The organism is Capnocytophaga sp. oral taxon 380 str. F0488 (genome assembly GCF_000318255.2).
Taxonomy (GTDB): Bacteria; Bacteroidota; Bacteroidia; order Flavobacteriales; family Flavobacteriaceae; genus Capnocytophaga; species Capnocytophaga ochracea.
Genome location: NZ_KB291180.1, coordinates 1 through 9,247 on the forward strand (window position 1 = coordinate 1; position 9,247 = coordinate 9,247).

Genomic DNA, 9,247 nt, shown 5'->3' on the forward strand with positions numbered 1-9,247 from the left:
ATTTGCTAATTTTTTCTCGCCTGCCGTGCTACGGCTGCCCGTGCGGCTCGCACCTCATTTCCTAATGTTATTTGTATACAACCTAACACTTTTTTTCTTACCTTTGTAACTTAATATAAAACATTCTTACTTTCTAAGTATACTAACCAATGAAAAAGCAACTTTTCTTTATCACACTCTTACTCCTTACCGCCTTTGCTTGTGCACAAAAAAAGCCTATTAAAGTGGCGTGTGTAGGCAATAGTATTACCTATGGCTATGGCATTGAAAACCGCGAAAAAAACAGCTATCCTTCGGTGCTCCAACGTCAGTTAGGAAAAAGCTATGAGGTGGAAAACTTCGGTCATTCAGGAGCTACTTTGCTCAGCAAAGGGCATAAGCCTTACATTCAGCAAGAAGAATACAAAAAAGCACTCGCCTTTGCAGCAGATATTGTGGTCATTCATTTAGGTATTAACGATACCGATCCCCGCAACTGGCCTAACTACCACGATGATTTCGTAAAAGATTATCTATCTCTCATTGCATCGTTTAAAAAGGCAAACCCCAAAGCGCGTATCCTCATCGCTCGTATGACCCCACTCACACATCGCCATAAGCGATTCGAATCTGGCACCCGCGATTGGCACGCCGAAATACAACAAGCCATAGAGCGCATCGCTAAGCAAGCAGGCGTTCAGCTTATCGACTTTCACGAGCCTTTATATCACTTTCCTCAAATGCTCCCCGATGCGGTACACCCTAATGTTCAAGGGGCGACTATCTTGGCACAGGTAGTTTACAGTGCCATTACAGGCGATTACGGAGGCTTGCACCTCCCCGCTATCTATTCCGATAATATGGTGTTGCAACACGGTATACCTCTCACCCTGGGCGGTATCGCCAATACAGGTACTAAAATCACTGTGAAGATAGGTAAACAACAACTCACCACTACCGCCGATAGCAATGGCAAATGGCAAGTAACCTTATCGCCACTTACTGCCAAAGAAACCTATACGCTCCAAATTACAGCAGGAAAAGAAAAACGCACCTTTACCAATGTAGTAGCCGGCGAAGTATGGCTCTGCTCAGGGCAATCGAATATGGAGTTTTATATGAATCAAACTTCTACGGGCGAAAAGGATATTCCGCAAGCCGATAATCCTAATATCCGCCTGTTTGATATGAAAGAAAGGTGGCGTACCGACCCCGTAGAATGGAATCACTCAGTATTAGATTCGCTGAATCATTTACAATATTACCGCCCTACTCAGTGGCAAGTGTGCTCTCCTAAAACAGTAAGCCATTTTTCTGCGGTAGCTTATTACTTCGGGCGTACTCTCCAAAAAGATTTGGATATGCCTGTGGGGCTCATTTGCAATGCTGTGGGGGGCTCACCTACCGAAGCGTGGATAGATCGCCGTACTTTGGAATACAACTTCCCAAGTATTCTTTATAATTGGCGTGAAAACGATTTTATAATGGATTGGGTGCGCTCTCGTGCTTCCGAGAACATCAAAAAGTCTACGGATAAGCTCCAACGTCATCCCTATGAGCCTACTTATTTATTCGAAGCGGGAATACTCCCTTTAAATCATTATGCTATCAAAGGGGTAATATGGTATCAAGGCGAATCGAATGCGCATAACAAGGACGCTCATAGCAAGTTATTCCCTCTATTGGTGAATAGTTGGCGCACTGAGTTTGGCAATCCACAAATGCCTTTTTACTACGTACAACTATCCAGTATCAACCGTCCGTCGTGGGGTTGGTTTAGAGACAGTCAACGTCGATTGATGAAAGACATACCACACAGCGGAATGGCAGTATCTTACGACCACGGTCACCCCACCGATGTACACCCAAAGAACAAACAACCCATAGGCGAACGCTTAGCGCAATGGGCTTTGAATGATACTTATGGCAAGACAAATATAATCCCTTCAGGACCTTTGTTCCGTTCAGCGACTTTTAGTGGGAAAGTAGCCACAGTTTCTTTTCAGTATGCACAAGGCTTGCACTCCGCCGATGGCAAGACCTTACGCGGTTTTGAACTTTCTGACGGCAATGGTATTTTCTATCCTGCTACCGCTGAGATAGTAGGTGAAGAAGTGAAAGTAACCAGCAACCAAGTCGCTACCCCTAAAACCGTGCGCTATGGTTTTACCCCTGTTACCGACGCCAATTTAGTAAATCAAGCCAACCTCCCCGCCAGTACCTTTACAAGTGAAGAATAATGGTTAGAGGTTAACGATTAGTGATTAGTATAAAGCAATCGCTTTTGCGTCGCGTTTCCCCCTCTATTCCCTAATTTCCTCATTTTCCAACTGCCCGTGCGGCTCGCACTTCACACCTGCCTGTGTGGCTCACACCTCGCACCTCACACCTACGACCGAGTTTTCTTGAGAGCTTCGGCTACATCGTTATATGTTACGGTTTTATCTTTAAAATAAGAAGAAAGTACACGTTTTTCCTCTTCGGTAGCCCCTAATTGATTAAAAATGTTGTTCAAGTGCATTTTCATATGCCCCTTCTGGATTCCCAGACTAATCAGCGAGCTTACAGCCGAAAAGTTCTGTGCTAACCCCACACAAGCCACTATTTGCATTAGCTCGCGGGCGTTAGGCTTTTCAAGGATTTCAAGAGCCGTTTTCACCAAAGGGTGCAATGTAGTAAGTCCGCCCACGGTGCCCAAAGCCAAAGGCAGTTCAAGGGCAAAGAAGAAAGTATCGCCCTCTATCCACGCAGCCGATAAGCTCTTGTACTGCCCGCTACGAGCAGCATAAGCGTGCGCACCAGCTTCTATGGCACGAAAATCATTACCCGTAGCCAAAATAACCGAGTCAATACCGTTCATTATACCTTTGTTGTGAGTGGTAGCACGGTACACATCAGCATTGGCAATAGCGAGAGCTTGCACAAATTTCTTTGCAGCTTCAGCACCTTTTAAGTGGGCAATCTCCAACTCCTCAATAGGACATTGTACTTTTGCGCGCACCAAACAGTTAGGCACATAGTTCGAGAGTATCGACATTACGATTTCATACTTATCACCGATAGAGGCGTCCCGTTCCGCTTCTTCTCTAAACGTCTGTGCAAAGGATTCTAAGCACGAATTGATGAAGTTCGCACCCATCGCGTCTAAGGTTTCAAAAGTAGCCGAAAGCTGATAATAGTGCGCCAAAGCATCGGTTTTGTCCACTAAGGTAAGAGAAGTAATACCGCCCCCGCGTTTTTCCATATTGGCAGTAATGGGTTGCGCTTTAGCGAGCATCAAGGGTTGTATGTGGTTGAAGAAGTTTTCTAAATTAGTTTTTTCACCGTAGAAGAAGAAATGTACGTGTCCTGTTTTTTCGGTAGAAAGCACTTCGGTATGAAAACCACCACGGCTTTGCCAGAATTTAGCCGCCCTGCTAGCAGCTGCCACCACCGAACTCTCTTCAATAGCCATAGGTACGGTATAAGTGCGCCCGTTGATGAGGAAGTTAGGCGCTACCGCAAAGGGCAGATAGTAGTTAGAGACTGTATTTTCAATAAACTCGTCGTGCAGTTTTTGAAGGTCAGTATCAGCGTTGTGGTACTTTTCAAAAAAAGATGCAGCATTCTCTATATTAGGGAAATAAGTATCGCAAAGCCAGGCAATCTTTTGGGCTTTGGTAAGTTTAGAAAAACCGTCTATCTGTTTCATCAGTTGTTAAGTATTAGTGTTCAGCTTTTAGTTTGGGAGGCAAAGGTAATAATAATTAATATATTCGCAAGTTTGTTCATTTACAAAATATTTTGTATCTTTGTACTTTAAATAACAAAAATCAATATAGAATGAAAAGAACAAAACTATTTTTAGCTGTAATGTTATTCAGCAGTATAGCGATGTTACAGGCACAGGTAAAGCCAGGTTTAGAAGTGAAAATAGGAGGCAATATAGCAGGACTTTATTACGCCGATTCTTCTAATAGTGATAGAACTTTTACCCCAGGTTTTCATACGGGGGCGTTGTTCAGTTTGAACTTCCCTACCGGATTTGCTCTTGAAACAGGTTTAATGCTCAACACCAAAGGGCAAGCCTACGAGTATAAATATAAAGAAGGTAAAGAAAAACAAATCAGTGAGTTGCATTACACTTATGGTTATTTAGAGATGCCTTTTTATGTAGGCTATAAACTTAAACTCAGGAATGTAAAACTCGTTTGGAAAGCAGGTCCTTATGTAGCAGCTGCTTTGTGGGGCAATAGTCGTGAAGAATGGGCTTACTACAAGAAAGATAAGTTAAAGGACTATAAAGTAACCAATCGCCATTCCCTCAGCATAGGTAATCGTTCTTCTGATGATTTACGCCCTTTTGATGCTGGATTAAACTTAGCCACAGGCGTAGAAATCAAACGATTTACAGCAGGTATTCAGTACGGTATAGGTTTCAGCGATGTGCTCCCTAACCGTTCTGAGAGTACCTCAAACCAAGTGTTTAGCCTTTCAGTAGGATACAGAATATTTTAAATAGGAAAGTATAGTATAAAATAAAAAACAAAAGCCTCAGCATTACGCTGAGGCTTTTGCAATTCCTAATCCTTAAAAATATGAAAAATTTCCTCTATGAAGAAGATCTCGTGGTACCTCCAGGAATCGAACCAGGGACACAAGGATTTTCAGTCCTTTGCTCTACCAACTGAGCTAAGGTACCTTCTTTCATTACGGGTGCAAAAGTAATACTATTTTCGAAACTTGCAAAATATTGAGCAAATATTTTGCAAGTTTTTTATTCTTTATTTTATAATTTACTAATATTCAGGTTTGTCTTTTGGATATTTTGCCATAAACGACTCTACTTTTTTCACCATATTTTCCGAACCACAGAAGAAAGGCACCCGCTGATGTAGCTTTGTAGGCTTGATGTCCATTATACGTCCATAACCATCTGAAGCTTTACCTCCTGCTTGCTCAGTAAGAAAAGCCATAGGATTGCACTCATAAAGCAGGCGTAATTTACCTCTTGGCGTACGTGTACCTTGCGGGTAAATATAAATCCCACCTTTGAGCATATTGCGGTGAAAATCGGAGACCAAAGAACCTATATATCGAGAGGTATAAGGACGGTCGTCCTCTAATGCTTGGCAATATTTGATATAATCTTTTACTCCTTGTGGAAAATGCACATAATTTCCCTCATTAATCGAATAAATATTACCATCTTTGGGATACCTCATATCAGGGTGAGAAAGGTAATAAGTACCGATAGAAGGGTCGAGTGTAAAACCGTTTACTCCGTGTCCTGTAGTGTAGACTAACATAGTAGAAAGCCCATAGACCACATCCCCTGCCGCCACTTGCTTCTTGCCTTCTTGCAAGAAATCTTCCAATTGCACAGGTGTACCTATGGGAGTTATACGTTTGTAGATAGAGAAGATTGTGCCCACCGTTACATTTACGTCGGCGTTGCTCGAACCGTCAAGCGGGTCGATGAGCACCACATATTTGCTATTAGGACTGTTTTCAGAAGCCGTAATCGGTATAAAGAATTCGTTTTCTTCGGAAGCTATGCCACATACTACATCGCGCTGTGTAAGCGCACGGATAAAGAGATCATTAGCAAAGACGTCTAATTTCTTCTGTACTTCACCTTGGATATTCTCCTTGCCCATATCGCCTAAAATATCCTCAACAAGCCCCGCTTTATTTACTTCACGGTTTACTAACTTAGAGGCTAATTTGATAGCACTCAGCAAACGTGAGAGCTCACCTGTTGAATGTTGGAAGTCCTTCTGATTTTGAATGATGAACTCCCCTAAGGTAAGATGTGTTTTCATTTTGTTGATATTTAATGTATAATTATTGGCTAATCTAAGGGGCACTTTTTCCTAATTTGCTAATTGACAAATTTACTAATCTGCCAATTTATTTAGGTAGAGTTGTATTACATTTTCTAAACCTAAATAGAGTGCTTCACAAATAAGTGCGTGCCCTATGGATACTTCCGATAAATTAGGAATATTATCTTTGAAGTACTTCACATTGTCGAGACTCAAATCGTGTCCTGCATTGAGTCCTAATCCTACTTTTTGTGCTTCTAAGGCTGCTTTTATATAAGGGGCTATCTGGGTTTTATCACCGCGAGCATACTCACGAGCATACTTCTCAGTATAAAGCTCCACACGGTCAGCTCCTGTGGTAGCGGCAGCCGTTACCATTGCTTCCACTGGGTCTACAAAAAGAGAGGTGCGAATGCCGTTGCGCTTAAATTCGGTAACTACTTCGGTTAAGAAACTTTTGTGTTTAACAGTATCCCAACCTGCATTAGAGGTAATAGCATCTTCGGCATCAGGAACAAGAGTTACTTGGGTAGGTTTTACTTGTAACACTAAATCTATAAACTTAGGGATAGGGTTGCCCTCAATATTGTACTCGGTGGTTACTACTTTTAGCAAATCGAAGGCATCTTGGTAGCGGATATGACGTTCATCGGGGCGAGGGTGAATAGTGATACCTTCGGCACCAAACTGTTGTACATCTTTGGCTACTTGTAACAAATCGGGGATATTGCCTCCACGTGCATTGCGCAAGGTGGCAATCTTATTAATGTTTACACTTAGTTTTGTCATTGTTTTTTTGTATTATAAACTGTCTTGAGGTTGAGGTTGAGTCTCTTCCTCTTCTACTTCTTTACGAAGAATAGAATCTTTTTTTGTAGGAGTTGTCCTGTAAGCCTTAGGGTTGTATTTAGGGTCGGAGATGTTAAAGCTGGTAGTATCTTTGTCTTGTTGAGGTTTGATATTACCTACAAGTACCTTTTTCAGTGAAGCGAGATACTCATCATTACTTTGTATTTTACCTTCTAAGGAATCTACCCTAAAGAGCAAGTTTAAAGTCTCGCGTTTGTTTTCTACAGCAGTATACCCTAAGATATACTGACGCAAAGGTGAATAGATAATCAGCACGGTGGTGAGCGTAATGAGCACAAAGGCAAACAAGGAACCAAACACAAAGATATTAAGACGACTCAAACGGAAGGAAGTTTTCTCCTCATAAGTACTATCGTCCATTACTACCAAGCGGTATTTACTGAGCCACTTGCGTTTCCAATATTCTTTTCTCGATTCTTTATTCGTTGCCATTATACTGATTAGTTATTCCACACTGATTACCTTTTCTATTTGAGGTACAAACTCTTTGATGGTCATTTCCACTCCGCTTTTAAGTGTGACTTGGTTTACTGAACAGTTAGTGCAAGTACCTTCTAATCGCACTTTTACGATTTTGCCATCTTCGATATCCACTAAAGAAATATCTCCCCCATCGTTTTGCAAATAGGGACGTATCTTATCTAAAGCTTTTATTACTTCTTGTTTAAGTTCTTCTGGGTTCATTGATATTGTTGTTTATTAGTTATAAGAAGTTAGTAATTAATTTAAATCTAATTCATCAGGATCATTCCTATTGTCCCAAAAAACAATAAAGCGAATTTCTTTCTTATCTTCTATGATTTTGTAATAGATGGAGAAATTATGAAGCACTATCACCCTTCTTAATTCTTCTGTTGTATTTTCAATATCATATACTTTCTGTCCTATTCTTGGAGTTTGTTTAAGTAGATTAGCAATCTTTTCTACTTCCGTTTCTATTTTATCACTATAAGACCTTGAGAAGGTCTTTTTCATCCAAAACAATAGAGCATCTAAGTATTGTATTTGTGCTTTGGGCATCCATACAATTCTCAATTCATCATCTTTTGCTCCCATTGGTCTATAACTCTTTTGGCTTCTTTCATAACATCATCGTGGGGTATAAAAACACCCTTCTTTTCATCTTCTAAGCCTTCTTTTATAGCTTTTAGAGCTTCTTTTGATATGTTAGAAAGAGGTAAAACATCTCTTTCTTTAGGTTCTACAATAGGTGTATCCATAATTATTGCTTATTAATTGTTACTTACTACTGCACCCTGCCATATTGGTAATCTTGATAGCCTCAGAGGGTGGGAGGTTTTCGTTGCGAGCGACTACATTCTTCACCACTTCTTGTGCTAAGGAGTGGAAGGCTTTTGCTTGCGGACTGTCTTCTTGCAACGCTATGGGTTGCCCTATATCGCCTGCCTCACGAACGGCTTGTACTAAGGGTATTTCGCCTAAGAAAGGCACTTTTAGTTCTCCTGCCAAGTGTTTAGCTCCTTCTTTACCAAAGATATAATACTTGTTGTTTGGCAATTCCTCAGGGGTAAAGTAAGCCATATTTTCTACTATACCCAACACAGGCACATTGATATTTTCTTGTCCAAACATTGCTACCGCACGACGAGCATCGGCAAGGGCGACGGGCTGTGGAGTGCTCACTACTACTGCCCCTGTGATAGGTAAGGCTTGCATAATGCTTAGGTGAATGTCGCCTGTACCTGGGGGAAGGTCGATGAGGAGAAAATCTAATTCGCCCCAATAAGCCTCGAAAATGAGCTGGTTAAGAGCTTTGGCTGCCATAGGGCCTCTCCATATCACTGCTTGATTGGCATTGGTAAAGAACCCAATTGAGAGTATTTTTACCCCGTAGTTTTCGATGGGCTGAATAAACGATTTATCTTCAATGGTTACTGAACGCGGACGTTCGGTGGCTACATCGAACATCATAGGGATAGAGGGACCATATACATCGGCATCGAGTACTCCTACTTTGAAGCCCATTTTGGCAAGTGCTGCTGCTAAGTTGGCTGTAACAGTACTCTTTCCTACACCTCCTTTGCCTGAGGCAACGGCTATGATATTCTGAATACCTGGAATAGGTTTCCCTTTGATTTCAGTGACTTCGGGGGCGATTACTTTTACATTTACCACTACTTTGGCTTTCTCGTTTACTTCGCCGTGAATGGCTTTCATCACCTCTACTTCGGTGCGTTTTTTGGCTTGCAGACTGGGGTTGTTAATCACTACATCTACTACCACTTCATCGCCAAAAACTACTATATTTTGTACAGCACCACTATCTACCATATTTTTTCCTTCACCAGGAGTGGTAATCTTGCGGAGCGCTTCTAATACGTCTTTTTTTTGAATAATCATCTTTTTAGTTATGAGTTAAGAGTTAATGAAAGGTTAATGGTTAAAAGTTTTGCAAAGGTAGAACTTTAAAATGAGAAAAGCAAATTTAAAGAATTGTTTGTAGGGCGAAGAAGCGAAATTAAAGATAAGAGGAAGTATAGCTTGCGTTATAGAAATTAAACAAAAATCAGAATAAAATCAACAGAAATGGTTATAAGGTTTCAACTTTGCCAAAGGTGCGAGTCGCACAG

General features: G+C 41.2%; 10 protein-coding genes and 1 tRNA gene. 2 read left to right on the plus strand and 9 right to left on the minus strand.

All coding sequences use genetic code 11. The annotated features are described in order from the left end of the window. Window positions 1–149: 149 nt before the first annotated feature. Entirely contained in the window at window positions 150–2,219 is a 2,070-nt protein-coding gene (locus HMPREF9078_RS01915; protein WP_009419035.1) for a GDSL-type esterase/lipase family protein, read from the plus strand. A gap of 149 nt (window positions 2,220–2,368) precedes the next feature. On the opposite strand, the gene HMPREF9078_RS01920 is transcribed toward HMPREF9078_RS01915, so the two are convergent. Next, entirely contained in the window at window positions 2,369–3,670 is a 1,302-nt protein-coding gene (locus HMPREF9078_RS01920) for a hydroxymethylglutaryl-CoA reductase, degradative (protein WP_009419036.1), read from the minus strand. Between the two features lie 131 nt (window positions 3,671–3,801). On the opposite strand from HMPREF9078_RS01920, the gene HMPREF9078_RS01925 reads away from it, so the two are divergent. Further along, the gene (locus HMPREF9078_RS01925) at window positions 3,802–4,476 is read left to right on the plus strand and encodes a porin family protein (protein WP_009419037.1); all 675 of its coding nucleotides are present in this window, start codon (window positions 3,802–3,804) and stop codon (window positions 4,474–4,476) included. Between the two features lie 111 nt (window positions 4,477–4,587). Here HMPREF9078_RS01925 and HMPREF9078_RS01930 read toward each other — a convergent pair. The 8 genes from HMPREF9078_RS01930 to HMPREF9078_RS01965 form a co-directional block, all read right to left on the minus strand. Beyond that, a tRNA-Phe gene (locus HMPREF9078_RS01930) sits at window positions 4,588–4,660 on the minus strand. Window positions 4,661–4,757: 97 nt separating this feature from the next. After that, window positions 4,758–5,783 carry a class 1 fructose-bisphosphatase gene (gene fbp, locus HMPREF9078_RS01935; RefSeq protein WP_009419038.1) on the minus strand — a complete coding sequence of 342 codons (1,026 nt, stop codon included), beginning with the start codon at window positions 5,781–5,783 and terminating at the stop codon, window positions 4,758–4,760. A 75-nt stretch (window positions 5,784–5,858) separates the two neighbouring features. Continuing rightward, window positions 5,859–6,575, minus strand: a complete 717-nt coding sequence (locus HMPREF9078_RS01940; RefSeq protein ID WP_009419039.1) for a pyridoxine 5'-phosphate synthase — start codon at window positions 6,573–6,575, stop codon at window positions 5,859–5,861. Between the two features lie 12 nt (window positions 6,576–6,587). After that, a complete protein-coding gene (locus HMPREF9078_RS01945; protein ID WP_009417051.1) occupies window positions 6,588–7,088 on the minus strand; it encodes a hypothetical protein in 501 nt (166 codons plus the stop codon). Between the two features lie 12 nt (window positions 7,089–7,100). Next, window positions 7,101–7,340, minus strand: a complete 240-nt coding sequence (locus HMPREF9078_RS01950) for a NifU family protein (RefSeq protein WP_009419040.1) — start codon at window positions 7,338–7,340, stop codon at window positions 7,101–7,103. Window positions 7,341–7,376: 36 nt separating this feature from the next. Continuing rightward, entirely contained in the window at window positions 7,377–7,712 is a 336-nt protein-coding gene (locus tag HMPREF9078_RS01955; RefSeq protein ID WP_002674770.1) for a type II toxin-antitoxin system RelE/ParE family toxin, read from the minus strand. After that, window positions 7,688–7,876, minus strand: a complete 189-nt coding sequence (locus tag HMPREF9078_RS01960; protein ID WP_009419041.1) for a hypothetical protein — start codon at window positions 7,874–7,876, stop codon at window positions 7,688–7,690. The genes HMPREF9078_RS01955 and HMPREF9078_RS01960 overlap by 25 nt, the downstream gene beginning before the upstream one ends. A 19-nt stretch (window positions 7,877–7,895) precedes the next feature. Continuing rightward, window positions 7,896–9,017 (minus strand): Mrp/NBP35 family ATP-binding protein, encoded by a 1,122-nt coding sequence (locus tag HMPREF9078_RS01965; protein ID WP_009419042.1) that lies wholly within the window; start codon window positions 9,015–9,017, stop codon window positions 7,896–7,898. Between the last annotated feature and the right edge of the window lie 230 nt (window positions 9,018–9,247).

Coding starts and splice junctions, on each gene's coding strand:
- HMPREF9078_RS01920 (WP_009419036.1), bottom strand. CDS start 3,670: ATGAAACAGATAGACGGTTTTTCTAAACTTACCAAAGCCCAAAAGATT.
- HMPREF9078_RS01915 (WP_009419035.1), top strand. CDS start 150: ATGAAAAAGCAACTTTTCTTTATCACACTCTTACTCCTTACCGCCTTT.
- fbp (WP_009419038.1), bottom strand. CDS start 5,783: ATGAAAACACATCTTACCTTAGGGGAGTTCATCATTCAAAATCAGAAG.
- HMPREF9078_RS01965 (WP_009419042.1), bottom strand. CDS start 9,017: ATGATTATTCAAAAAAAAGACGTATTAGAAGCGCTCCGCAAGATTACC.
- HMPREF9078_RS01945 (WP_009417051.1), bottom strand. CDS start 7,088: ATGGCAACGAATAAAGAATCGAGAAAAGAATATTGGAAACGCAAGTGG.
- HMPREF9078_RS01940 (WP_009419039.1), bottom strand. CDS start 6,575: ATGACAAAACTAAGTGTAAACATTAATAAGATTGCCACCTTGCGCAAT.
- HMPREF9078_RS01950 (WP_009419040.1), bottom strand. CDS start 7,340: ATGAACCCAGAAGAACTTAAACAAGAAGTAATAAAAGCTTTAGATAAG.
- HMPREF9078_RS01955 (WP_002674770.1), bottom strand. CDS start 7,712: ATGGGAGCAAAAGATGATGAATTGAGAATTGTATGGATGCCCAAAGCA.
- HMPREF9078_RS01960 (WP_009419041.1), bottom strand. CDS start 7,876: ATGGATACACCTATTGTAGAACCTAAAGAAAGAGATGTTTTACCTCTT.
- HMPREF9078_RS01925 (WP_009419037.1), top strand. CDS start 3,802: ATGAAAAGAACAAAACTATTTTTAGCTGTAATGTTATTCAGCAGTATA.